This is a genomic window from Klebsiella sp. BIGb0132, assembly GCF_024810075.1.
Classification (GTDB): Bacteria; Pseudomonadota; Gammaproteobacteria; order Enterobacterales; family Enterobacteriaceae; genus Klebsiella; species Klebsiella terrigena.
The window spans coordinates 30,264-53,667 of sequence record NZ_JANUDW010000017.1 but is presented as its reverse complement, the minus strand read 5'-3'; the positions used below and the strand labels follow the sequence as shown (position 1 = coordinate 53,667).

19 protein-coding genes are annotated in these 23,404 nt (G+C 58.8%); 6 read left to right on the top strand and 13 right to left on the bottom strand.

Annotated elements, in window-relative coordinates; all coding sequences use genetic code 11:
- Nucleotides 1-20: 20 nt before the first annotated feature.
- Complete coding sequence (locus tag M2416_RS25850; protein ID WP_259227514.1) at nt 21-1,802, bottom strand: sigma-54-dependent Fis family transcriptional regulator; 1,782 nt, start codon at nt 1,800-1,802, stop codon at nt 21-23.
- Between the two features lie 262 nt (nt 1,803-2,064).
- Here M2416_RS25850 and exaC point away from each other — a divergent pair, with 262 nt between their 5' ends.
- The 5 genes from exaC to M2416_RS25825 all read left to right on the top strand — a co-directional run bounded on the left by exaC (nt 2,065) and on the right by M2416_RS25825 (nt 9,359).
- Nucleotides 2,065-3,585 carry an acetaldehyde dehydrogenase ExaC gene (exaC, locus tag M2416_RS25845; protein ID WP_045857758.1) on the top strand — a complete coding sequence of 507 codons (1,521 nt, stop codon included), beginning with the start codon at nt 2,065-2,067 and terminating at the stop codon, nt 3,583-3,585.
- Between the two features lie 739 nt (nt 3,586-4,324).
- Nucleotides 4,325-4,921 carry a fimbrial protein gene (locus tag M2416_RS25840; protein WP_259227513.1) on the top strand — a complete coding sequence of 199 codons (597 nt, stop codon included), beginning with the start codon at nt 4,325-4,327 and terminating at the stop codon, nt 4,919-4,921.
- A 71-nt stretch (nt 4,922-4,992) separates the two neighbouring features.
- Nucleotides 4,993-5,658: a fimbrial biogenesis chaperone gene (locus M2416_RS25835; protein WP_259227512.1), complete on the top strand. Its 666-nt coding sequence runs from the start codon at nt 4,993-4,995 to the stop codon at nt 5,656-5,658.
- A gap of 78 nt (nt 5,659-5,736) precedes the next feature.
- Entirely contained in the window at nt 5,737-8,235 is a 2,499-nt protein-coding gene (locus M2416_RS25830; RefSeq protein ID WP_259227528.1) for a fimbria/pilus outer membrane usher protein, read from the top strand.
- A 17-nt stretch (nt 8,236-8,252) separates the two neighbouring features.
- The gene (locus M2416_RS25825) at nt 8,253-9,359 is read left to right on the top strand and encodes a fimbrial protein (RefSeq protein WP_259227511.1); all 1,107 of its coding nucleotides are present in this window, start codon (nt 8,253-8,255) and stop codon (nt 9,357-9,359) included.
- A gap of 19 nt (nt 9,360-9,378) precedes the next feature.
- Here M2416_RS25825 and M2416_RS25820 read toward each other — a convergent pair whose 3' ends face one another.
- From M2416_RS25820 to M2416_RS25765, 12 genes are all read right to left on the bottom strand, one after another.
- Nucleotides 9,379-10,398, bottom strand: coding sequence for a fimbrial protein (locus tag M2416_RS25820; RefSeq protein WP_259227510.1), 1,020 nt, complete (start codon nt 10,396-10,398; stop codon nt 9,379-9,381).
- A complete protein-coding gene (locus M2416_RS25815; RefSeq protein WP_259227527.1) occupies nt 10,398-12,941 on the bottom strand; it encodes a fimbria/pilus outer membrane usher protein in 2,544 nt (847 codons plus the stop codon). Before M2416_RS25815 ends, M2416_RS25820 begins: the two co-directional genes overlap by 1 nt.
- 32 nt (nt 12,942-12,973) lie before the next feature.
- Nucleotides 12,974-13,642, bottom strand: coding sequence for a fimbrial biogenesis chaperone (locus M2416_RS25810; protein ID WP_076946082.1), 669 nt, complete (start codon nt 13,640-13,642; stop codon nt 12,974-12,976).
- A gap of 40 nt (nt 13,643-13,682) precedes the next feature.
- Complete coding sequence (locus tag M2416_RS25805; RefSeq protein WP_259227507.1) at nt 13,683-14,234, bottom strand: fimbrial protein; 552 nt, start codon at nt 14,232-14,234, stop codon at nt 13,683-13,685.
- 113 nt (nt 14,235-14,347) lie between these two features.
- Nucleotides 14,348-14,959: a helix-turn-helix domain-containing protein gene (locus tag M2416_RS25800; RefSeq protein WP_259227506.1), complete on the bottom strand. Its 612-nt coding sequence runs from the start codon at nt 14,957-14,959 to the stop codon at nt 14,348-14,350.
- Between the two features lie 325 nt (nt 14,960-15,284).
- A complete protein-coding gene (locus tag M2416_RS25795) occupies nt 15,285-16,250 on the bottom strand; it encodes an ABC transporter ATP-binding protein (protein ID WP_259227505.1) in 966 nt (321 codons plus the stop codon).
- Nucleotides 16,243-17,229, bottom strand: a complete 987-nt coding sequence (locus M2416_RS25790; protein WP_259227504.1) for an ABC transporter ATP-binding protein — start codon at nt 17,227-17,229, stop codon at nt 16,243-16,245. Before M2416_RS25790 ends, M2416_RS25795 begins: the two co-directional genes overlap by 8 nt.
- Nucleotides 17,229-18,122: a D,D-dipeptide ABC transporter permease gene (gene ddpC / locus M2416_RS25785; RefSeq protein ID WP_123708519.1), complete on the bottom strand. Its 894-nt coding sequence runs from the start codon at nt 18,120-18,122 to the stop codon at nt 17,229-17,231. Before ddpC ends, M2416_RS25790 begins: the two co-directional genes overlap by 1 nt.
- On the bottom strand, nt 18,123-19,142 hold the full coding sequence (locus M2416_RS25780; RefSeq protein ID WP_045857765.1) for an ABC transporter permease: 1,020 nt from the start codon (nt 19,140-19,142) through the stop codon (nt 18,123-18,125).
- Between the two features lie 59 nt (nt 19,143-19,201).
- The gene (locus M2416_RS25775; protein ID WP_259227526.1) at nt 19,202-20,755 is read right to left on the bottom strand and encodes an ABC transporter substrate-binding protein; all 1,554 of its coding nucleotides are present in this window, start codon (nt 20,753-20,755) and stop codon (nt 19,202-19,204) included.
- A 5-nt stretch (nt 20,756-20,760) separates the two neighbouring features.
- Entirely contained in the window at nt 20,761-21,345 is a 585-nt protein-coding gene (gene ddpX, locus M2416_RS25770; protein WP_259227503.1) for a D-alanyl-D-alanine dipeptidase, read from the bottom strand.
- A 37-nt stretch (nt 21,346-21,382) separates the two neighbouring features.
- Complete coding sequence (locus M2416_RS25765; protein WP_041146824.1) at nt 21,383-22,255, bottom strand: MurR/RpiR family transcriptional regulator; 873 nt, start codon at nt 22,253-22,255, stop codon at nt 21,383-21,385.
- A 316-nt stretch (nt 22,256-22,571) separates the two neighbouring features.
- Between M2416_RS25765 and M2416_RS25760 the strand changes: the two genes are divergently transcribed.
- Nucleotides 22,572-23,333 carry a transporter substrate-binding domain-containing protein gene (locus M2416_RS25760; protein ID WP_259227502.1) on the top strand — a complete coding sequence of 254 codons (762 nt, stop codon included), beginning with the start codon at nt 22,572-22,574 and terminating at the stop codon, nt 23,331-23,333.
- Nucleotides 23,334-23,404 lie beyond the last annotated feature (71 nt).

Genomic DNA, 23,404 nt, shown 5'->3' with positions numbered 1-23,404 from the left:
GCGCGGGGCCCCGCAGAGGATTAATTTCGCCCCGACCGCGCGGCCCGGCGATAGAGCGTGCTGCGCGCCACGCCCAGCGCCTGCGCCGCCTTACTGACGTTACCGTTGTAGGTGGTCAGGGTATCGGCAATCAGCTGGCTATCGTGCTGCTGCAGCCCGCGCGGCGCGGCGGGTGCCGGCGCTGCCCGGTACTCAGCGGGCAAATCGTCAACCTCGAGGCGGGCGCCGTCATCGGCCAGCGCCAGCAGGACCTTCATCAGGCTTTGCAGCTGGCGCACGTTGCCCGGCCAGGGCTGGCGGGCGAGGTTGTCCAGCAGGTCCGGCGACAGCTGCACCCGACGCTGCCCCGCGCCGAGCGCCTGCGATAGCCGCTGGATAAACGCCGGCAGCGCCGGCCAGCCGCGCAGCGGCGGAATGGCGAGGGCAAATTCCCGTAGGCGATAGAACAGATCCTCGCGAAACTCGCCGTCGGCGACGCGCTGGGCCAGATTACGGTGGGTCGCACAGATCACCGCGAAGTTAACCGGGGTGCTCTGGCTGGCGCCGAGCGGAGTGACCTCTTTTTCCTGCAGCACCCGCAGCAGCCGCGTCTGCAGCAGCATCGGCATATCGCCAATCTCATCCAGGAACAGCACGCCGCCATCGGCCTCGCGGATTTTACCGATATAGCCGTTTTTACTGGCGCCGGTGAAGGCCCCCGGCTGATAGCCAAAGAGCTCTGACTCAATCAGCGATTCGGGAATGGCAGCGCAGTTGATGGCCACAAACTTACCGCTGCGCCAGCGGCTATGCTGGTGCAGGGTACGGCTGACGTACTCTTTCCCACACCCCGTTTCTCCTTCAATGCACAGGGCGATGCCGGCGTTGAGCAGGCGCACCATTTTTTCCCCTTCGCGCGGGCCGGCGAAGGGAAGGTCGACGGCGGGCGGGCCCGACACCGCCACGGCGCTGCGGGTGGGGGCGCGTAGCCGGTAGTAGTAGCTTTGTCGGCGAACGGTGAGCGGCAGCGGAACGGTGACTGCGGTTTGCGTCAGCAGCGGAAAGAGCTGCTGGAAGGTGATGTGGCCCAGCTGCTCGCTGCCGAGCCCCAGCTCGCGCATCGCCAGCCGGTTGCCGGCGGTGAGAACGTTATCGGAAAAGACCAGCAGCAGCTCCTCAACGCTGTCGAGCTTTTGCGGCTGCGAGTGCAGGCTCATCAGCCACTGCTGCGGGTGCAGGCTCTGTTTTACCCATAAATACTCGATCTGTTTAGCCGCCTCTTTCACCCATCCCAGGGTATGCGGATGGGGGAAATGCGCCGGCCCGGAAATATCCAGCACGCCGGCAATTTGCCCGTCAGGGCTCTGAATGGGGATGGCCGCGCAGTAGAGATCCTGGTTGCTGGTGAGAAAATGCTGGCGGCCGTCAATTTCGCAGCTGTCGTCAATCGCCAGCGCGGTGCCGATGGCGTTAGTCCCGCGGCCGCTCTCGCTCCATAAATTTCCCGGCGCGAGGGCAAAGCTCTGCGCCTTCTGCATGGCGTGCATATTGCCGAAGGTTTGCAGCACCAGGCCGCTGGCATCGGAGAGGATCACCACCGACTGCAGGTCGGCGACTTTACGCGACAGGGCGCCAACCACCGGCTGCGTGAGCTGCTGCAGCCCGCTATGGCTGGCCAGCAGATCCGCCAGCTCGCCGGAGCGCAGGCGCGGGAACTCATCCGTCGTCGGCTGCAGGCCATACAGCTGGCTGCGAAACCACGAATCGCTGAGCAACGGATTAGCTGTTTCCTCCGGGGCGAGGGTAAACGGGTTTCCTTGCACGGAGCACCTCATGGTCGGCTGAGTTATGTTGCAACATTGTAGCTTTGCGGTTTCTTATGTGTTGCGATTTGCGACACAGAAGCAAACATCGCTGCCGCGGAATGTGAGATGTCGACCAGGGGTAAAAGTTAATTGTCTGATTTTATTTGCTATTTTAAAGTGCGATAAAACTGGCATAACCCCTGCAATAGCCTTGTTGCAGCAGGCAAGAGCAAAAAACCAATACGCCGCTGCGCCTCAACCCTACAAGAAGGAGATTGCAATGCGTTATGCTCATCCTGGCACCCCGGGCGCGTTAGTGACGCTCAAATCCGCCTACGGCAACTATATTGACGGCAAGTTTGTCGAGCCGCTCGGCGGCGAATTCTTTATGAATACCTCCCCCGTGGACGGTAGCGACATTGCGCAATTTCCCCGCTCCGATGCCAAAGATATCGATTTTGCCCTCGATGCCGCGCACCGTGCCGCGGAGGCATGGGGAAAAACGTCGGTGCAGCAGCGCTCCAACCTGCTGCTGGAGGTTGCCGATCGCATCCAGAAAAACCTCGAGTACCTGGCGGTAGCGGAGAGCTGGGATAACGGTAAGCCGATTCGCGAAACGCTGAATGCCGATCTGCCGCTGGCGGTCGATCACTTCCGCTATTTTGCCGGCTGCCTGCGCGCGCAGGAGGGCAGCACCGCCGAGATCGACGAAACCACCGTGGCCTATCACTTCCACGAGCCGCTGGGCGTGGTGGGGCAGATCATCCCGTGGAACTTCCCGCTGCTGATGGCGGCGTGGAAGCTGGCGCCGGCGCTGGCGGCGGGCAACTGCGTGGTGCTCAAGCCGGCAGAACAGACGCCGCTCAGCATTACGCTGCTGCTGGAGATTATCGGCGATATCTTCCCGCCGGGCGTGCTGAACGTGGTGCAGGGATTTGGCAAGGAGGCCGGCGAAGCGCTGGCGACCAGCAAGCGGATCGCGAAAATTGCCTTCACCGGCTCCACGCCGGTAGGCCGGCATATTATGGCCTGCGCCGCGGAGAATATTATTCCCTGTACCGTTGAGCTCGGCGGCAAGTCGCCAAATATCTACTTTGCCGACGTGATGGACGGTGAAGACGAATTTATTGAGAAGGCGGTGGAGGGGCTGGTGCTGGGCTTCTTCAACCAGGGCGAAGTCTGCACCTGCCCATCGCGGGCGCTTATTCATGAATCGATCTACGAGCCGTTTATGGAGCGGGTGATGGCGAAAGTGGCGCAAATTCGCCGCGGCGACCCGTTTGATACCGATACGATGATCGGCGCCCAGGCCTCGCGCCAGCAGTTCGACAAGATCCTGTCGTACATTAAGATTGCCCGCGACGAAGGCGGCCAGATCCTCACCGGCGGCGAGCGCGCCAGCATCACCGCGGAGCTGGATAACGGTTACTATATTCAGCCCACCCTGATCAAGGGGCGCAACGATATGCGCAGCTTCCAGGAGGAGATTTTTGGCCCGGTCATTGGCATCACCACCTTTAAAGATGAAGCGGAAGCGCTGGCGATCGCCAATGAGACCCAGTTTGGCCTCGGGGCCGGCGTCTGGACGCGCGATACTAACCTGGCCTATCGCATGGGGCGCGGGATTAAAGCCGGCCGCGTGTGGACAAACTGCTACCACGTCTACCCGGCCCACGCGGCGTTTGGCGGCTATAAGCAGTCCGGCGTCGGGCGCGAAACCCACAAAATGGCGCTGAACGCCTACCAGCAGACGAAAAACCTGCTGGTGAGCTACGGTACCGCGCCGTTAGGACTGTTTTAACTGAGCGACTAAGCCCACGCTGATTTATATCTGCTAAAACCCGCGCCTGCTTTTGAGGCGCGGGTTTTTTTATTAAATCGGTTACCCATGTTATTAGTGTGTGTTTGCCGCGAAGGCGCGGGATTTAATGCACGCGGCGAGTGGGATGGCAACATGAAAGATATTCACGGCCAGGCTTTCATTTGAAATATATTCCGGCAGCAGAACAGTAATTGTTATTTATTAGCATGGTTATGATTTATGTGGTGACAAAAAAATGAAGGAAATGGTTACTAAGATAATTCTTAATTTAGTCCGATACCCCTTGTGCGAGTATGGAAAAAGCAGGGGGGGAGATAGGGTTATTTGATTAAATTTGTTAATTAATTCCCGCTCTTGTTGTGATTTATTGACGCGGCAGCGGATTTTTTGCGGGAAAAATTAACAAGAGAAATAATATCTTTCATCTTTATTTTATGTGTAAAGTAAAATGCTATTTCATTAACATAACAAGATATTGCGTTTTGTTTTTTGGCAGAATATTATTTTCGTGCATGTTAAATGCACATTTATAAATTTTACTTAATGGCTTTTCTTTTTTGAGTAAACCAGCTGAGGTGGAATTCGTCTTTGTATATTTGATAACCTGCGGATGGAACGAACGCATTATTAACAAGGAGACCCGGTAAACAGATTTTCACAGGCCAGGCTGGTGCTGTGCTTTATCTGTATTAAATCTATATTAGCAATGAGATAAATAATGAAAACCCAAGCACGCATTATGGCAATTCTTGTCGGTACTCTGGTGTCCGGCGCAGTATTCGCAAGCCCTTCTCAGCCTTCCAGCTCCGCAATGACCGTCAACCCCGGCGCTGGCGCCGGCACGCAGAACACCGGCGGTCAGGTTGAGTTCACCGGTGAGATTACCGATACCTCCTGCAACGTTGATAGCACCAGCGCTAATCAGGTCGTCGATCTGGGCAAATGGGCAAGCAGCTATTTCACCGGCGCGGGCTCAGAGACCACCAAAACCGGCTTCCATATCAAAGTGAAAGATTGCCCTGCTTCGGTAACCACCGTGGCGGTGATGTTTGACGGCACTCGCGATACCAACAACAGCAACCTGCTGGCGGTAAACGGCGGCGCTCAGGGCGTGGCGATTAAGCTGTATGAAAATGATAAATCGACGGCCATCAACCTCGGCTCGGTCTCGCACCAGCAGGCGGTGACTGCCGGCACTTCCGGGGCCGCCTCCGGGAGCGCCGATCTGCAATTCTTCGCCGACTATATTTCGACCAGCGCCGTGTCCGTCGGCCCGGCAAACGGTACGGCCAACTTCAATATGGTTTACAACTAATACGCCCATGAGCAGGCAACGGGCCTGCTCATTCCCTCCGGCATTCCGACTTTGGTTTAATGGTTATCAATATGAAGCAGCTTATCACTGCGGTTACGGCCGCCTTTTTCCTGTTCTCCGCCGTGGCTCAGGCCGGCATTGTTATGGGCGGCACCCGGGTTATTTATCATGAAGGGAAGCGCGAAGCCTCCATTTCTGTGACCAACGCTGATAACCATTCTCCCTATCTGGTGCAGTCGTGGGTGGAGAATTATGCCGAAGCGGATAAAGGCCCGGTGCCATTTATTGTTACGCCGCCGCTGTTTCGCCTCGACCCGGAGCAGGAAAACGTATTGCGTATTAATTTCATTGGCTCACCGCTGCCCGGCGATCGCGAGTCGGTATATTGGCTGAACGTGAAAAGTATTTCCCCGACGCAAAAAGGGGAGGCCAATAAATTACAGGTCAATATTAAATCCAAATTTAAGATTTTCTATCGGCCAAACGGTTTGCACGGCGATCCGGAGAGCGCATGGCAGCAGCTGAAATTTAAACAGGCCGCTCATCGCTTAACCGTTCACAACCCGACACCCTATTTTGTTTCATTTTTCACGGTTGCCGTTGGCGGCAAAGAAATTACAGAACCCGGAATGGTGGGGCCTTTCGCCGATAAAACGTGGCCGGCCGAAGGTAGCGGAACGGTTAAATGGCGTGCCATTAACGATTTTGGCGGTATTACCGATTACGCCCAGCAGTAGCCCTTCACGCTTAACAGATCGCCTGGTCAGGATATTGTGAAAAAGAAGCTCCCGATTATCCCTCATGCTCGTAGCGTGATGAAGGCCCCCAGCGGGGGGATGTTAGCGCTGGCAACCGTTCCGACGCTGCTTTTTACCCTCTGTCAAAGCGGCGCGGCGCGGGCGGACGACTACTTCGACCCGGCAGCCTTAGAGTTTGCCAATCCGCAGCAAAAGACCGCAGACCTGCGCTATTTTGCCAAATCCGGCGGCCAGCAGCCCGGCACCTACCCGGTGAGCATCTGGCTCAACGACCAGCAGGTAGGCCAGGCACCGGTGGAGTTTGTCGAAGATAGCGGGACGCTACGCCCGGTATTAACCGCCGCGCAGCTGGCGGAGTTCGGGGTCAACGTCAGCGCTTTTTCATCCTTCAACACCCTGCGGGACGGGGAGACCTTTACCCGGATTGAGCGCTATATTCCCGACGCCAGCAGCCGCTTTGACTTTGCCAGCCAGCGCCTCAACCTGAGCATTCCGCAGGCGGCAATGAACGCGCAGAGCCGCGGCTACGTTGACCCGGCGCGCTGGGATGACGGTATTGCGGCGGCGTTTGTTAACTACAACCTGACGGGGGCGCAAACGCAGCAGTCTGAGGACCGCAGCCGCTCAAGCTATTTGAATTTACGCAGCGGCGTTAACCTTGGCGCCTGGCGCCTGCGTAATATCTCGGCGATGCAGTATGACCAGCACTATCGCTGGAGTAGCCAAAGCACCTATTTGCAGCGCGATGTAAAATCCCTCAAAAGCCTGCTGCGAATTGGCGATACCTTCACCACTGGCGAGGTCTTCGATAGCGTGCAGTTTCGCGGCGTTCAGCTGATGTCCGACGATGAAATGCTGCCGGACAGCATGCGCGGCTTTGCTCCGACGATCCGCGGTATGGCGCACAGCAACGCCAGGGTGACCATTTCACAGCATGGCTACGTTATCTACGAAACCTTCGTTGCTCCCGGGGCCTTTGCGATTAAGGATCTCTATCCCACGGCGCAAAGCGGCGATCTTGAGGTGCAGGTAAAGGAGAGCGACGGGTCGGTGCGCACCTTCACCCAGCCCTACTCCGCGGTGCCTTTTATGCTGCGCGAAGGGCGGAGCAAATTTAGCCTCAGCGGCGGGCGTTATCACGCGGGCACGCATTCAGCCCAGTCGCCGGAGTTTTTACAGGGCACCCTGTTTTACGGTCTTCCCGCCCAGTTCACCCTCTACGGCGGCAGCCAGCTGGCGCAGAAGTATCAGGCGTGGGCGCTGGGCGTGGGGCGCGGGTTCGGCGAGCTGGGATCGCTGGGGGCCGACGTCACCTGGGCCACTACCGCCACCGTCAGCGATAAACGCTACGTGGGGCACTCGATTCGCGCGCAGTACCAGAAGGATTTTACCCTCACCGGCACCTCCTTTAACCTCGCCAGCTACCGCTACTCCTCGAGCGGATACTATGACTTCAGCGAAGCCAACGCCCTCGACGACCCGAGCGAGCGGGTGGACAACAAGCGCAGCCGCGAAGAGCTGTCGATTTCTCAATCCGTTGGCGCGGCGAGCAGCCTGGCGATATCCGCCTGGTCGCAGGAGTACTGGCACAGTAAAAGCAGCGATAAGACGGTCCACGTTGGTTTTTACAGCGCGTGGAAGGGCATCTCCTGGGGCGTGGGCTACTACTACACCCGCTCGTCCGACGACCAAAAGGCGGACCGCTCCTGGTCGCTGAACCTCAACGTTCCGCTGGGCGGCTGGCTGAAGGAGAGCGCGGTAAGCTACAGCACCACCACCGACAGCAACGGCCGCTCCTCGCAGCAGGTCGCGATGTACGGCGCGCTGCCGCAGCGGCCCAATCTCTACTACTCGCTGCAGCAGGGCTATGCGAACGGCGGACAGGGCAGTAACAGCAGCGCCGGGCTGGATTATCACGGCGGCTACGGCAGCGCCCAGCTGGGCTATCGGCACGACAGCGCCAGCAACCAGCTGACGTGGGGAGCGTCAGGTTCGGTGGTTGCGCACCCGCATGGCGTTACTCTTGGGCAAACCGTGGGCGACAGTTTTGCCATCGTGCGGGCGCCGGGCGCGGCGGACGTGGCGATCCAGAACGGCACCAACGTGCATACCGACGGGCGTGGATACGCGGTTGTGCCGACGCTCACGGTCTATCGCAAAAACGTAATTACCCTTGATACCGCCTCGATGGCCAACGATACCGACGTGGAGCTGCAGGGACAAACCGTGATCCCCGGCGGCGGCTCCGTGGTGCTGGCTAACTATCAAACCCATATTGGCAACCGCGTGCTGTTCACCCTACGCGATAGCCGCGGGCCGATCCCCTTTGGCGCCAGCGCGCATCTGCGCCAGCAAGAGGAGGCGGAGGGCACCGCGCCGACAGGAATGGTCGCCGACGGCGGGCAGGCCTATCTGAGCGGGATCCCGGATGACGGTACGCTTGACGTCAGCTGGGACGACCGTAATACCTCGCGAAAATGCGCGCTGCATTTTCATCTGGCTGACCACCAGGCACGGCAAAGCGCGGTAAAAACCGTCAGCGGCCTGTGCCGATAAACCGAAGAGAGATCGCCATGTATAGCGGCTGTCGTACGCTGCAGTTTTTGTTCCTGCTGGCTACGGGGATTTACACGCATTACGGATGGGCCGACAGCTGCGGCGGCAGCGTCGGTCAGATGACCATTAACGTGCAGAATATTAAGTATCTGCCCACGCTGCGGGCCAACACGCAAATGACCAGCGCCATGGCGGACAACGGCGGCGGGATCCACTTTGTCTGCGATCTGCAGCTGCCGACGGCGAGCATGAAGCGCATTATCTATAAACAGCGCAACACCGCCGGCTCGCCGCGGGTGATTAACGGCCAGCACGTCTATGACTCAGCGCTGAGCGGCATGGGCTATTCGCTGGGCTTTCAGTGCGAAGGCGGCGCGATTCGCTACATCGATGGCGGCAGCGCCCCGGCAGGAGGCGAGTCGATGACGGTTTGCGATAGCGCGCAGATATCGACGCTGCTCGCCAGGCGCGAGACGGTGGTCAAAGCCTATATCACCTTTTATAAAACCGGCGATATTCCGCTGGTCAGCGGTAACCACACCAGCGTTGCGGCCCAGCCGCAGGTGGGTAATTTATATATTGAGAAGCAGGATAGTGGGAGCGCGGGCCACACGCTGAGCTCGCCGGTCAGCATCGACCTCTCCGCCCTTAACGTGGATATTGGCGCCAACGGCAGCTGCCAGGTGACCCGCTCGTCGATTGGCGTCAATCTGGGCACGGTCAATAAGGCGGAGTTCAAAGGCAAAACGACCGTCGCCGGCGCAGCGCAGACGTTTAGCATTCCGGTATTTTGCAGCACCCCGGCTGATATCAGGATTGGCTTTTTTGGCGTCACCGCCGATCCCGGCATCGGCGACGCTTTAGCCCTCGCCCAGGTCGTCGGCGCGGCGAGCGGCGTCGGAATCAAGCTGAGCTACGGCAATAACTCCGCCCCGGCGCCCTCTGCCGGAACCCCGATAAAGATCAACGAGGCCAGCAATCTGCCGGTGCTGAAACATATCACGGCGAGCAGCGCCGCCACCGCCGAGAATATCAACTTCAGCGCCCGCTACGTGCAGACGGGAGACCGGGTGACGCCAGGGCGGGCCAATGGCCTGGCGACCTTTGCCCTGGAATATAACTAAGGGAGGGCCGTGCGCCCGGCTACTGAAAGGTGACGGTAATGGTGGCCGTCGCCGAAAATGCGCCTGTTTTGGGGGCGGTAGTGGTCCACAGCACCCCGACGAAGTAGGGCTGGGTTAGAGGGACGCCGACTTTTATCGGGATTTTTTCCGGGGCGTTCATTTCAATGCGCGGCGTCATAGTGGTGCTTTTGGACAAGATAATGCCAAAACCGCTGTCGCTTTCGGGAAGAACGATCGCCGCATCCTGAATTTTGTTCACCGAGCTGAAGGTGGCAAACAGGTCTTCCGTACCGCAGGCGATACCTGAACCCTTCTGGCTCAGGCCATAGGTCACGCTAAAGGATCTGACTCTCTCTATCTGGCCCGGTCGGGCGTTGCCGGCGGAAAGCGTGCCAAAATCTATTTCGCTTGGGGAGATGGCCACCGTCGGCACGCAGGCCATAGCGTTAATCTGGTTAAGGCCGGTAATCAACAGGTTATAGTTATCCCCGACCCTGCCATTGCGTAACCCCCCTTCGCCATCCACCTGGAATAGCGAGAGCTTAAGATCTTTGGCGATAACGCCGCCGTTGGTTATCGCGCTGCCCGTCGCGATGATATAAACCTGATAGTTCAAATCGAAGGTCACCGGGATCGCCGTCTCCGTGCAGTCTCCCTGGCAAATTGTCGCCGGACCGATTTCAACCTTTTGCCCGTTTTGCAGCAAATAGTCGGCGCCGTTATAGGTGATACCAATTTTGATAAAGGCGGGCAGGGTGCCGGCCTTGTTGTCCGGATCCAGCCAAAAATAGGCGCTCTCGCCCTTCGGGTGCTTGTCGGTATCGCTGCAGGTAAAGCGGGCGCTTATCGTCGGCGAGACCCATATTTTTTGCCCCGCGATCAGCTCGCTGCTCGACACCTTAATAATATTGCCGATATCAACGGTTTCGCTGATGGTCGAGGTTGTCGTGGCGCAGGTAAGCGCCCGCGCGGGGAGCGCGCTCAGGCCCAGGACTGCGGCCGCGAAGATGAAAAGTAGATGGCGGATGAAATGCTGCATTATGGCCTCGGTAGGTTATCTGCGCAGACTAAGGTTAATTCGCGATAGGCGATCGTGGTCGGCTCATCGGGCCCGGCCGCCGGCAGCGTGATGGTGCAGCTCTCCTCCGGCAGTTCGCCCCACTTAACCCGCAGGATATCGCCCGGATTGACGCCAGAGACAAACATCTCTCCGCCGGGGCCGACCAGCCCGTTGTTACGCCCGTCGGCGGTATAGAGCAGCGCTCCTGGCGGCGGATAGTCGCCATTGGCTCGCGAACTGTGGATCAGCACGCTCTGGCCGCGGTAGGCCTCAAACTTCACGAGGGCGATCGCCCCGCGGGTCGGAACCGTGCTGCTGACGGCGTTCGGGACGTCGAGCCATTCATCGAAGTCCTGGGTATTGAGCTCAACGGAGTTTGGCCGCCAGGGCAGGGTTTGCGGGACCACCGCGTAGCCGTAGCGATTAATTTTGACGCCGGTCTGGTTGCTGATGCCCACGCCCTCTGCGCCCCTGGCCTCTACCAGGCTAAAGGTAGTGCCCAGCGGCTGGCTGAGGGTAATGCCGCCGCGATGGGCAACCATGCCGCCGGCCAGGTTGGCGCTGACCTGCCTGCTGGCGTTGTTATAGGCGTAGCCGGCGTAAACATTGCCATACTGTCCCTGATAGCCCAGGCTGGCGCTGTTGGTTGATTTTGTCGCCTGGTCATAGGCGGTGGATAAGGCGTAGCTCAGGCGGCCGTCGTCGAGGAGTGAACCGTTGAGCCCGGCCTGCTCGGTCGTCCCCGCGGATTTGCTATGGCTGAGGCTCATCGAGGCGGTGATGCTGTTGCTATCGGCGAAATTAAACGGCACGGAGAGCCTGAGGTTGAGGCTGTTGTCATTCCGGGTGTAGTGATTACGGCTGTTTTGGTAATAGATACCGTAATTTATTTTGCCGATGCTGGAGCTAAACCCGCTCTGCAGGGAGAGATCGCTGCTGGCGCTGTTCCAGTACTTTTGCTGGCTGAAGTTAAGATAGAACGAGCTGTGCTTACCGATTTTCTGGCTGGCCGAGATATCCAGACGATTCTTTTTGTTATACAGCGACGTGCTGTAGTAGGTGTCGGGGCGGTCGTTTTGCCACCGGTAGGGGTCATCGTCGGCAGGCCAGCGATAGTTCGTATAGCTACCATCGTGCCATCTGCGTCTTTCGATAACGGCATCGGAAAAGCTGTAGTAACCGGCGGTTGAGTAGCGGTAGCCCGCAACCTGGAAATCGGTGCTGGTGGCGAGAAAGGATTTGGCATACAGAAAACGGATGCTCCCCCCGTCCCGGCGGTGGCCGTCCGCCAGCTGCGTAGAGGCGAAGGTATAGTCCGCCGAAACTGCGCCCGCGTTCCCCATATTGATACCGACGCCCGCAGCGCCCGCGCGATAGTTTTCCGCCGCCAGCCCGCCGCCGTACAGCGTAAAAGCGTTGTTGAGCCCAAAGGAGAGGGTGCTTTGCATAAAGTCCGGGGCGTAGCCGTCTACGCCGTCGTGATAGCGGCCGGCGGAGATCTGATAGTTCCACATCCCGGAGCGCACCAGCTTTGGCAGCGTGGTATAGGCGACGGTAAAGGTATTGTGGCTACCGTCCGCTTCGATAACCGTGACGGTGAAGTCGCCGCTGCGATTGACGGCGCTGATATCGCTAATCTCAAAGGGCCCCGGCGGAACGTTCTCGGAGAAGATGACGTACTTGTTCTGGCGGACTTCGACCCGGGCATTGCTATTGGCTACGCCTCTGATGACCGGCGCGTAGCCGGTCTGGCTGCCGGGCAGCATTTCGCTATCGCTGCCGAGCTGCGCGCCGCGAAACTGGATGCTGTCAAAGACGTTCGCGTCGGTGCTGGTCTGGCCGATTTCCAGGCGGCTGCGCCACGCAATAATGCTGGTTTCGAGGGTGCTGGAAAGACTTTTCCAGCGATCGGTCTGGTCGCTGGTTTTATTCCAGTAGGCGCTGTTGCGCAGGCGCCAGGCGCCAAGATTGAGCCCGCTGTTTAGCGACAGGTACTGATATCTATCGCTTCCCCAATCGCCGTGAGTCTCATCGTGGGTATAGTTATAGTTAATAAAAGCGGCGTTAATTCCGTCATCAAACAGCGCTGGCGACACGTAATCATAGGGGCGGGTGAGGACAAACTGCTGCGGGAGGGTGATTGCCAGGCGGTGGCTGGCGATATCGACCTCCAGCCGAGCCTGCGTCAGGTTGTCGACGAGCGGATAGCAGCGTTGGCTATCATCATTAATTTTTACGCCGTAGTGAATATATTCCTCGGCGCTGATACAGGGCGCCAGGCGGCCATTTATCGCGTCCGCCGAGAAGGTTATCTCTCTGCTGTCGACGAGCTTTTCGTTAATGTAAATATTAACGTAATAGCGTCCCGGCAGGACGTCGCTTTCGCTGGCGGCAAAATCACGCAGCGCATTCTGATCTATTCCGTTAAGAAAGCGGGCATTATAACGTTCGGCACTCTCAGCGGCGGCGGTGATGGTCATCAGGAGGGCGCTAAACAGATAGCGTAATTTCACTATATCCATCACTCTATCATCCTTAAAGTGAGCGAGACGTTTTAACGCTTAACCGGAATAGCTATTGAAGCGCCGTGGTCATTAATATATTTCATGCTCTTAAGGTGCGCGCCGGCGGGTAGCGTGAGCGACTGGTGGCTATACGGGGAGAGCATGATGCCGTTAAGCGGCACCGTTTTTCCTTTATTATCCGCCAGCTCCATTTTGCTGAGAGTAATATGCAGCGGGCCGTTATTGTTAAAGGTCAGGGTCGTTGCGGAGGACGTCCACTGCATTTTTTGCACTTCATCAGCCAGCGTGGTTTTTATCTCCTGCGGTCGGTAAAAAAGCTTTAGCCGGGTGCGGATTGCGATTTGCAGGACGTTCTCCCCGGCTGCGCTCGGGGGAACTTCCTGAACGTTGACCCAGTACAGGGTCTCGCGGTCGGTCGGCAGTCCGCTACCTGAATAAATAAATCTCAGCAGCGCCGACTGCTCGGGGCGCAGTTTGACCAGCGGCGGCGTGACGATAATTGGACGACTCCCGTTGGGGCTCTCTGTTCCGTTATCCAGCCAGGTCTGGACGATATAGTTCCTGCTGCTGGGGTTATTTATTTTCAGGCTTGCCGAACGCTCTTTTCCGGAGTAGATGACTCGCGAAGCTTCCACCTGAATAGCACCCTGGGCCTGAAATACAAAGGTGGCGAATAGTACTGGCAGCAGAATTTTCATCGTGTTCCCTTTTAAATATGCCGTCCCTGGCCGGTGAATATTATTGCTGAATAACGGTAAATCTCGCGGTGGCGTCAGCGACGCCGGACTTAATGTTTGCGGCCTGACCCCAGGCGTAATATGACGCTTTCAGGTAAAAGGTACCGCCGCCGTTAGCCGAGGTAACGTGGACTACCGGGTCATTATCTTTATTGAGCGGCTGATCCAGGGTGACCGCGTTATCATTACGGTCGGTCAGAATGATGCCGACATTCTGTGCGGTGCCTGGGGCGTCGGCATCATCTAAGGCCAGGACGTTAACTTTGTTGGCTTCCGTGGCTGAGGTACCGTCAAGCACCAGGTAATAATCCCCCTCCTCGCAGCCGGTAATGGTAATGGTGACCCCCACTTCCGGCCCCTTGAAATCCTGGGTCAGCTTGCTGAGAGGAATTTTCCCCATCGCGACGTCAAGCTCCTGGTTATTCATGCCGTTTACCGTGCAGCTGGAGTTAACCACTTCGCCTTTGAACTTCAGCGTGCCGTCGGCCGCGTTAACGTACTGGCAGGTCGCGCCAATCAGCGCCATTGCGAGGCACAGAGATTTCATTTTCATATACAATTCCTTATGTTATATCGACATGCGTGAAGAACGGTTGTTAGCGATAGCCGGGGGCAGCGCTGCCGGTACGCTATTTTTTTATGCTGATGCTGCGTTGTTTATTTCAGTTATAAAGAGTGCAGATAGTTATACAGCCCGGTAATATTTCTGACCTTGAGTTTTTGATAAATATTTCGTCGGTAGTGGCTGATTGTCATATTGCTGATATCGGTTGCCTGAGCGATTCTTTTATTGTTAAGCCCACAGATAATATAGGGCAGCAGCGTATCCTCCTGACGACTCAGCTTTAAATGAATATTGCGATCGACGGACCTAATGGTTTGTTTAAACGTATGGCTGACGGTATGCGGGTAAGTATGCCTGAAATAAGCGCGCAGGCGCTGCGTGGCACTGGCATACTCCAATACCAGGCTTGAGAGAGCGTTAATAACAATGTTCTCAAGGGGATCGAGAAGTAAATCCTCTTTGACGACAAAAATAATATCCCCGGTAATATATTTATTCTTTTGCGCAAGCAGGGATGCAAGATGCTGAATGTTGGGATAACTGTAATCAATAACGATCGTTTTGGCCGAATGCAGGTAGTCCTCCGCGGTGGCGCCGAGGTCAGGGAAAACCGCAACGGCGGTGGCATCGGAATACGCTGATGCAGCGGATTGTGCCACAAGGGAGGTAATTCCGCTGGCGAAGTAACTGTTGGCTGTAATAATAACGATCATAATGTATATCCTTATACATCCTGGCTGGTAAAGAGTATGGCGATTTTCATCCGGCGTTGTAAATAGGATGATGAGCGTGATTGTAAGAATAATCTCAATGGGCGTTGTGGTGTTTTGTGCCTTATGGCAGGAAGACTTCGTGCGGGCAGAGAAATAAATAAAGATACAGGCGAGGATGTATCTTATTTATTATTCACGCTGTTTATATTGTGGTGGTTATTATAGATAAACCGCATCCTTTCACCGGGAAACCAGCGCTGTGAAAGAATGCGGCATCATCGATGCGGCGATAAGCACCGCTGCGATCTGCGGGCGATATCCGCGTTCAGCTCATTACCGCCGTGACGGCAAGGCTTTCCGCCTTCCAGCAGCGGGCGGCGCTGCCGTTGGCCAGCGGGCGCAGGGGCTGCGGTTGCTCACAGCCGGCGCTGGCGAAGGGGCAGCGCTCGCGAAAATAACAGCCTTCCGGCAGATGCCGGTTGCCGGGCAGCTCGGTGTTGCGCGGGGCGTCGCCCAGCGGCGCGCCAATTCGCGGCACCGAATCCATCAGCAGACGGGTATAGGGATGAGACGGCGCGTCGAGGACCCGGCGCGCTTCGCCCATCTCGACGATTTGCCCGAGATACATCACCGCCACGCGGTCGCTCATATGACGCACCACCGAGACGTTATGCGAGATCAGCACGAAGGTCAGGTTCTGCTGTTTTTGCAGCTCAACCAGCAGATTGAGGATCTGCGCCTGCACCGAAATATCCAGCGCCGAGGTGGGCTCATCCAGCACGATAATATCCGGCTTCGCCGACAGCGCGCGGGCAATCGCAATGCGCTGGCGCTGGCCGCCGGAAAAGGCGTGCGGCAGGCGGTCGAGATACTCCGGCCGCAGCCCAACCTGCAGCGCCAGCCGCTCGGCGAGCGCGCGCCGCGCCTTCTCTCCGGGCCGGGACTGGATCCACACCGGCTCGGTGATGGTCCGCCAGACGGGCAGGCGCGGATCCAGCGAGGAGAGCGGGTCCTGAAAGACCATCTGCATTCTTCCGGCGTCGCCCCCGGCCGCGGAGTCCCCACCGCGATCGAAGCGGCCGGAAGAGGGTTTGAGCATGCCCATCAGCAGCCTGGCGAGGGTGCTTTTGCCGCAGCCGGATTCGCCAACGATACCCAGGGTTTCGCCGCGATAGGCCGTCATATCGAGGCCGTTTAGCGCATAGACGCGCTCGACGACCTTGCCGCGCCAGTTCTTGCGCGCCGGAAAGTTAAGATGAACATCGCTCAGCGTTAATAATCTGTCAGACATGGGCGTTCTCCCGTTGCGGATACCAGCAGGCCGCCTGCTGTTCGGTGTCTTCTATCGGTCGCAGCAGCGGGACCGTCCCGCAGCCCTCGCCGGCGGCGAAGCAGCGTTCGCGAAAGGCGCAGCCCCCCGGCAGGCGCGCGAGGTTGGGCACCGTGCCGGGAATCGATTGCAGCGGCGATCGCGGCTCGCCGTTATCCGGAGCGCTGTTCAGCAGGCCAACGGAGTAGGGATGTAGCGGATGATGCAGCACCTGCGGGGTGGAACCGCTTTCGATAACCGCCCCGGCGTACATCACGTACAGCCGATCGCAAACCTGGGAAACGACCGCCATATCGTGGCTGATAAACAGCACCGCGGTTCCCGTGGCCTGCGCCTTCTGTTTTAGCAGGCGCAGAACCTGGCGCTGGACGGTCACGTCCAGGGCGGTGGTGGGCTCATCGGCAATCAGCAGGTCAGGCTCGCAGGAGAAGGCGATGGCGATCATCACCCGCTGGCGCATTCCGCCGGAGAGCTCAAACGGGTAGCGCTCCATCACCCGCTGCGGGTCGGCGATCTGCATATCCGCCAGCAGCGCCGCCGCCCTGGCGCGCGCCTCGCGGGCGGAGAGCGGACGGTGCTGGCGGATAACGTCCACCATCTGTTTGCCAATCCGCCGCGTCGGGTTCAGGGCGGTCATCGGCTCCTGGAAAATCATCGCCACCCTGCGGCCGCGAATAGCGCGCATCTCTTTTTCCGTTGCGCCGAGGATATCGTTGCCCATCAGAGTCACCTGACCGCTGTGGATCTGATAGCTCTCCGGCGGCAGCAGGCGCATCGCCAGCATTGCGGTAACGGATTTCCCCGAACCCGACTCGCCCACCACGCCAACGATTTCGCCGCGGTCGATATGCAGGGAAACGGCGTTCAGGACGTGCACCGCGCCCTGATAGACGGGGAAGCTTAAGCGGACGTTATCGATAGTTAAAACCCGATTATTCATTAGCTGCGTCCTCCGGACTTCGGATCCAGTAAGTCCTGAATCCCGTCACCAAACAGATTAAAACCGACGGCGGTGATCAGGATGGCGGCGCCGGGGAAGGCGCAGTACCACCACTGGTCGAGAACATAGTTGCGGCCGTTGGCCACCATCGCCCCCCATTCGGCGGTCGGCTGCTGGGCGCCGAGGCCGATAAAGCCCAGCGTTGCCGCCATCAGAATGGCGCTGCCGATATCGAGCGAAGCCTGCACCACCAGCGGCGGCAGCGCATTGCGCAGGATATGCCAGCTGATCAGGTGCCAGCGGGAGGCGCCGAAGGTGACGGAGGCCTCCACGAAGCTGTGCTGGCGCACCACCAGCGTCTGCCCGCGGGCGAGGCGCACGTAAAAGGGGATCCGCACGATGGCGATCGCCAGCATGGCGTTGAACAGGCTCGGGCCTAACGCGGCGGCCAGCGCCATCGTCAGCACCAGCGAGGGGATCGACAGCATGATATCCATCAGCCGCATGATCAGCGCGTCGCTGCGTCCGCCAAGCACGCCGGAGAGGCAGCCCAGCAGCGAGCCGCCGATCCCGGCGATCAGCACCACCGCCAGCCCGGCGGCGATCGACTGCTGGCTGCCGATCAGCACCCGGCTAAACAGATCCCGACCCACTTCGTCGGTGCCAAACCAGTGGATCGCCGACGGCGCCTGCAGGCGGGCGGTGAGATCGATGGCGTTAGGATCGTGCGGCACCAGCCACGGGGAGAAGATCATCAGGAACAGCATGATCAGCATAATGCCGCCGCCGATCAGCGTCAGCGGGCTTTTACGTACCAGCCACAGGCGGCGTTTCCACGCGTGGCTGCGGCTAATTTTCACGCCGACGGCGGGGCTTTCCTGGGTCATCATCACTTAGCTTTCTCCCCGACCCATACGCGGGTCTATCCACAAATAGAGCAGGTCAACGAGCAGGTTGACCAGCACGTAGGCAAACGACACCACCACGGCGAACCCCATTACCGCCGGGAAATCGAGCGCCTGAATGGAGGAGACCACGTAGGCGCCCATCCCGGGCCAGGCGAAGACGGTTTCGGTCAGCACCGCGCCGTACAGCAGGTCCCCCAGCGCGAGGCCGAGCACGGTGACCGAGGGGATCAGCGCGTTGGGCAGGGCGTAGCGCATCACGATGGTCCACTTCGGCAGGCCGCTGGCCAGCGCGGTGCGGATATAATCTTCGCTGAGCTGCTCCAGCATCGCCGAGCGAATCTGCCGGGCGACGATCCCCAGGTGGACGAAGGCCAGGGTGGTGGCCGGCAGTATCAGGTGCTGAAGGGCGTTAAAGAACACCTCGAGGTTGCCCTCCAGCAGCGAGTCGATCAGGTAGAAACCGGTCACGTGGGTCGGCGGATCAAACCAGTCGTCAAGACGTCCGCTGCCCGGCAGCCAGTTCAGCTTGCCGTAGAACAGAACGATCACCCCCAGCCCCAGCCAGAACGCCGGGGTAGAAATACCGGTCAGCGCCATCAGGCGCACCAGATGATCGGTCCAGCGGTTGCGGTACACCGCCGAGAGCACGCCGAGCGGAATGCCGACCACCAGCGCGATAAATAGCGCGCATATCGCCAGCTCCAGCGTCGCGGGGAAGAAGGTTTTCAGATCCTCCAGCACCGGGCGCCCGGTACGGATAGAGGTGCCGAGATCGCCGTGCAGCAGGGCGTTGACGTAGTGTAAAAACTGCTGCCAGAGGGGGAGATCCAGCCCCAGCTGCTGGCGGATATGGCGCACGATCTCATCGCTCGCGCGATCGCCCGCCAGCAGCCGCGCCGGGTCGCCGGGAATGAGGTGCGAAATAATAAAGGTGATTGCGCATACGCCGGCGACGACGAGGATCAGTCCCCAGCTGCGTTGTCGTAGTAAACCCCAGAAACTCATCATGGCGTCCTCTGCCGGGCCGATGGCTGCCCGGCATCACAAGGTTAAGGTGCGGCCCGCTATTTGTGCATCTCGGCAATATTGAAGATCTGCTCGAGCATCGGATTAAAGACGAAGCCTTTGACCTCTTTGTTCATCGCCACCTGATAGTTCTTCTGGAACAGATAGACGTAGGCGGCCTCATCGATAACCGTTTTCTGCGCCGCCTGATAATCCGCGGTTCGCTGCGCCTGATCGGCGGTGGAGACCGCCTTCTTGAGCAGGGCGTCAACCTGCGGGTTCTCGTAGAATGAACGGTTGCCCGGCAGCCCTTTCTTATCCGACTCAAACCAGTAGTTCATGAACATATAGGGGTCGGCGAAATCCGGGCTCCAGTTACCGATGGCGATGTCGTAATCCCCTTTGCCAATCCGCTCGCGCATGGTGGCGTTAGCCAGCTTTTCGAGCTTCACCGGGATACCCAGCGCCTGCAGGTTCGCCTGGGTGGAGAGGGCGATAGGCTCCCAGTTAGGGTCATTATCGGAGTAGAGGAACGACAGGGTTTTCGGCTTATCCGCCACTTTTTCCAGCGCGGCTTTGGCTTTGTCCATATCGAGGGAGTACTGCATGGCGCTGGCGTCATAGCCCCACATGCCGTCTGGGATCGGGCCGCGCATCTGCTTGCCGTTGCCGCCGAGAATGCCGTTGACCATCCCTTTATAGTCGGTGGCCCAGGAGACGGCGCGGCGGAGATCGACCTGATTCATCGGCGCCTTGCCGTTGTTGAGGTACAGGTAGGTGACGCGCAGCGCCGGATAGTCATACACCGCGACGTTATTCTCTTTTTTCAGCGCCGCGAACTGGTCTACCGGCAGCGCGTCGGCAATATCCAGATCGCCCTTGGTCAGCTGCAGGCGGCGGGCGGAGCTTTCGCCGATAATCTTCACCGTGACGCGCTTAAAGACCGGCTTAATGCCGGCGTAGTGCGGGTTGGGCACCAGCACCAGCTGCTGGCCTTTCTGCCAGCGCTGCAGCATATAGGCGCCGGAGCCGGCGGTGTGCTCCGCCAGCCAGCCGCGGGCGTCGTCGGCGGCGTTGGCCTTCAGCACCGCCGGGTTGACGATCGACGCGCCGTCGTTGGCGAGGGTGTGCAGGAACGGGGCGAATGGCTCCGGCAGGGTGAAGCGGACCGTGGTGGGATCGACGGCATCAATTTTCAACCCGCTCGGGAAGGCTTCCGAAGGACCTTGCTTAATGCGCATCAGGCGTTCGAACGAGAGCTTGACCGCCTCGGCTGTCACCGGCGAGCCGTCGGCAAACTGCATGCTTTTGTGCAGCGTAAAGGTCCAGGTTTTACCGTCATCGGAGACCTGCCAGCTCTCCGCCAGCTCGCCCTCGACGTCCGTCGAACCTTTCCCGTCATCGGTTTTATATTTCACCAGCCGCTGATAGGCCGGGTAGGTGACCGTCCAGTCGTTGTTATCGATAGTCACGGCCGGATCGAGGGTCTGCGGGTCGGCGGCTTTACCGATCACCAGCATATCTTTGGGGACCGCGGCATAGGCCGGCGCGACGGCGGCGGCCAGCGCGACGGCCAGCAGCAGCGGACGAAAACCGGTTAAGGGGGTACGCATCATTTTCATGGAATTACTCCGTCAGTCTTGGCGGGAGCCAGGCAGGCAAAAACATCATCAAGGAGCGGATAACCGGCCGCGTCCGGTAGTTCGAAGTGCCACCATTCCGTGGAAATACCCTTAAAGCCGCCGCCAAACATCACGGCGTTCAGCAGCAGGCGATGACGCTGAGCGGCGGCAGAAACCGCCGGGTGGTAAGGGTGAGAGAGATCGTCCATCTCATCGAAGGCGGTGCCCATATCCAGCGGCTGGCCGCTTTCATCGAGCAGCGTCACGTCGATAGCGGTGCCGCGGCTGTGGTTCGAGCCCAGCGCAATCGGCACCACATAGTCCTGGTTCGGACAGGCGTTCCACAGCAGCAGCTGAGCCTGCTGCGGACGATAGGCATCAAGAACCTGCAGATGCAGGCCTGCCAGCCGGGCGATGCGCAGAGACTTCTCCAGCGCCGCCGCCGCGTCCGGGTGCAGCAGGCAGCGGGCTTCGGCATAGATGGGCTGGCCGGTAATGTTATCGGCGCTGGCGTACTTGAGATCGATAGCCAGCGCCGGAAACCGCGCGCGGATATCGACCAGGGTGACTTGCTGATTCATCTGTTATTTCCTGTCCTGAAGCCTGGCGAGCAGGCGCTTATTCACGTTCAAATTGACCAAACTCCTGCTGCAGCGCCCGGTTCTCGGCCAGGCGCTGCGACAGCGACGGGCCGAGCCGCTCGACCACCGCCGAGAGCAGCAGGTTGAAAAGGCAGCCGATCGGTGCGAGCGAATCCCAAAAGTGGCCGGTATCGGTTTTAACCTGCAGCAGATCGAGGGGATAGTCGCGGGCCCACGGGCACCAGATATCGGTGACCAGCGCGGTGGCGATGCGCCGCTCGGCGGCCACCCGGCAGAACTGCCTGGCGGTGCTGGAGTAGGCGCGGGTATCGGTGATCACCACGTAGGGATGCTCATATTCAGAGTTCAGCGCCTCCAGCCAGCTGCCGGAGCTGCCGTCGGCGTAGGTCACCCGCGGACGCAGATATTCGAGGTGGCTAAAAAAGGCGTTGGCAAGACCGCGCGTGGACTGGATGCCGATCACAATCACCGCGTCGGCTCGCGCAATCCGCTCGCTGATGCGGGCGAAGGTCTCCTCCTGCGCCAGCTGGTAGACGTAGCGGATAGCGTCGAGCTCCATCTGCAGCGACAGGCTGGCGCGGTCGGGCTGCGCCTGCTGCTGCGCCCAGGAGTCGAGGCGATCGATGACGCCCCAGTGTCTATAGGGCACCGGCGCGCGATCCTTCAGGCTGTTTTTAACATCATCGAGGTTGCGGTAGCCCAGCTTGCGCAGATAGCGTCCGACGGTGATCCCGCTGGTGCCGGTTGCCTGAGCAATGCTGTCTGCGGTCTCAAAGGGGATATGCTGACGATGGCTCAGCAGCCAGCTGCCGATGCGCTTCTCGCTAGGCGTCAGCTGGCTGAAGGTCGCCTCAATGGTGCGAAACAGCTCGTCGCTACTCTCGTTCATCCTTACCCCCCGGTGATATTGGGTTCTCATAAATCATTGCGTTGTTACTCAGATAACAAAGCACGATGCATGCCATCTATTACGCAACACCGTCGTTTGCGGTATGACGGGGAAAAGGCTGGAGGCAGGCGAACTATGAGCGTAGATTTTCGCCAAAACATGCACAAAGAAGGTGCAACGTTTCCTGGTTGTGCATCACAAAAATAAAACATATGGTTAACAAAGTTGTCATTAATGCCCGCGACCGAAAAGAGAAAAACGGCGGGCATCGGGCGCGCACAATTAACATAACTGACTAATTAATAAGGATGATGGTATGAAGGTTAAGGTTTGTATTGCCCTGGCGCTGGCGAGCATTGCCTGCAGCAGCCTGGCACGTGATATGCAAACAATTCAGCACAGCGGCGAGCTGAAGGTCGGCGTGCCGGGAGATTACGCCCCGCTGGCGTTTCATAACGGCGTCGGCGAGCTGCTCGGCTATGACGTTGATATGGCAAAGGATCTCGGCGAGAAGCTGGGGCTTAAGGTGACGTTCGTGCAGACTAGCTGGCCGACGCTGTCGGGCGATCTGCAGGCTGATAAGTTTGATATCGCCATGGGCGGCGTCACCGAAACGCCGGAGCGGGCGAAAGATTTCGCCCTCAGCCATCCGGTGGTGGCCAACGGCAAAATTGCCCTCGCCAGCTGCATGGCTGCGCCGGCGCTGGGGAGCCTTGAAAAAATCGATCGGCCGAACGTGAAGGTGATCGTCAATCCCGGCGGCACCAACCAAAGCTACGTCGATGCGCATATTAAGCATGCGCAGATTATCCGGGTGAAAAACAACGTCGATAACCTTGAAGCGCTGCGGCAGAAAACCGCCGACATGATGGTGACCGACCTGATTGAGGGCATCTATTACCAGAACAAAGAGCCCGGGGTCTTTTGCGTCGCCAACGAGCAGCCCTTCCCGGGAACCGCCAGCTTTAAGGTCTACATGATGAACAAGGATAATCAGCCGCTGCTGGAGAAGGTCAACCGCTGGCTGGATAGCCAGGATAAAAATGTGCTCAAGCAGAAGTGGAAAATTCACGAATAGGCGCTGGCGATTGTCTCGTTGCCGGGTAAAGTGGCTGTTCACACGCCGCGCAGGCGCGCAGCGAAACCGGA

Coding starts and splice junctions, on each gene's coding strand:
- exaC (WP_045857758.1), top strand. CDS start 2,065: ATGCGTTATGCTCATCCTGGCACCCCGGGCGCGTTAGTGACGCTCAAA.
- M2416_RS25840 (WP_259227513.1), top strand. CDS start 4,325: ATGAAAACCCAAGCACGCATTATGGCAATTCTTGTCGGTACTCTGGTG.
- M2416_RS25835 (WP_259227512.1), top strand. CDS start 4,993: ATGAAGCAGCTTATCACTGCGGTTACGGCCGCCTTTTTCCTGTTCTCC.
- M2416_RS25830 (WP_259227528.1), top strand. CDS start 5,737: ATGAAGGCCCCCAGCGGGGGGATGTTAGCGCTGGCAACCGTTCCGACG.
- M2416_RS25825 (WP_259227511.1), top strand. CDS start 8,253: ATGTATAGCGGCTGTCGTACGCTGCAGTTTTTGTTCCTGCTGGCTACG.
- M2416_RS25820 (WP_259227510.1), bottom strand. CDS start 10,398: ATGCAGCATTTCATCCGCCATCTACTTTTCATCTTCGCGGCCGCAGTC.
- M2416_RS25815 (WP_259227527.1), bottom strand. CDS start 12,941: ATGGATATAGTGAAATTACGCTATCTGTTTAGCGCCCTCCTGATGACC.
- M2416_RS25810 (WP_076946082.1), bottom strand. CDS start 13,642: ATGAAAATTCTGCTGCCAGTACTATTCGCCACCTTTGTATTTCAGGCC.
- M2416_RS25805 (WP_259227507.1), bottom strand. CDS start 14,234: ATGAAAATGAAATCTCTGTGCCTCGCAATGGCGCTGATTGGCGCGACC.
- M2416_RS25800 (WP_259227506.1), bottom strand. CDS start 14,959: ATGATCGTTATTATTACAGCCAACAGTTACTTCGCCAGCGGAATTACC.
- M2416_RS25795 (WP_259227505.1), bottom strand. CDS start 16,250: ATGTCTGACAGATTATTAACGCTGAGCGATGTTCATCTTAACTTTCCG.
- M2416_RS25790 (WP_259227504.1), bottom strand. CDS start 17,229: ATGAATAATCGGGTTTTAACTATCGATAACGTCCGCTTAAGCTTCCCC.
- M2416_RS25780 (WP_045857765.1), bottom strand. CDS start 19,142: ATGAGTTTCTGGGGTTTACTACGACAACGCAGCTGGGGACTGATCCTC.
- M2416_RS25775 (WP_259227526.1), bottom strand. CDS start 20,755: ATGCGTACCCCCTTAACCGGTTTTCGTCCGCTGCTGCTGGCCGTCGCG.
- ddpX (WP_259227503.1), bottom strand. CDS start 21,345: ATGAATCAGCAAGTCACCCTGGTCGATATCCGCGCGCGGTTTCCGGCG.
- M2416_RS25765 (WP_041146824.1), bottom strand. CDS start 22,255: ATGAACGAGAGTAGCGACGAGCTGTTTCGCACCATTGAGGCGACCTTC.
- M2416_RS25760 (WP_259227502.1), top strand. CDS start 22,572: ATGAAGGTTAAGGTTTGTATTGCCCTGGCGCTGGCGAGCATTGCCTGC.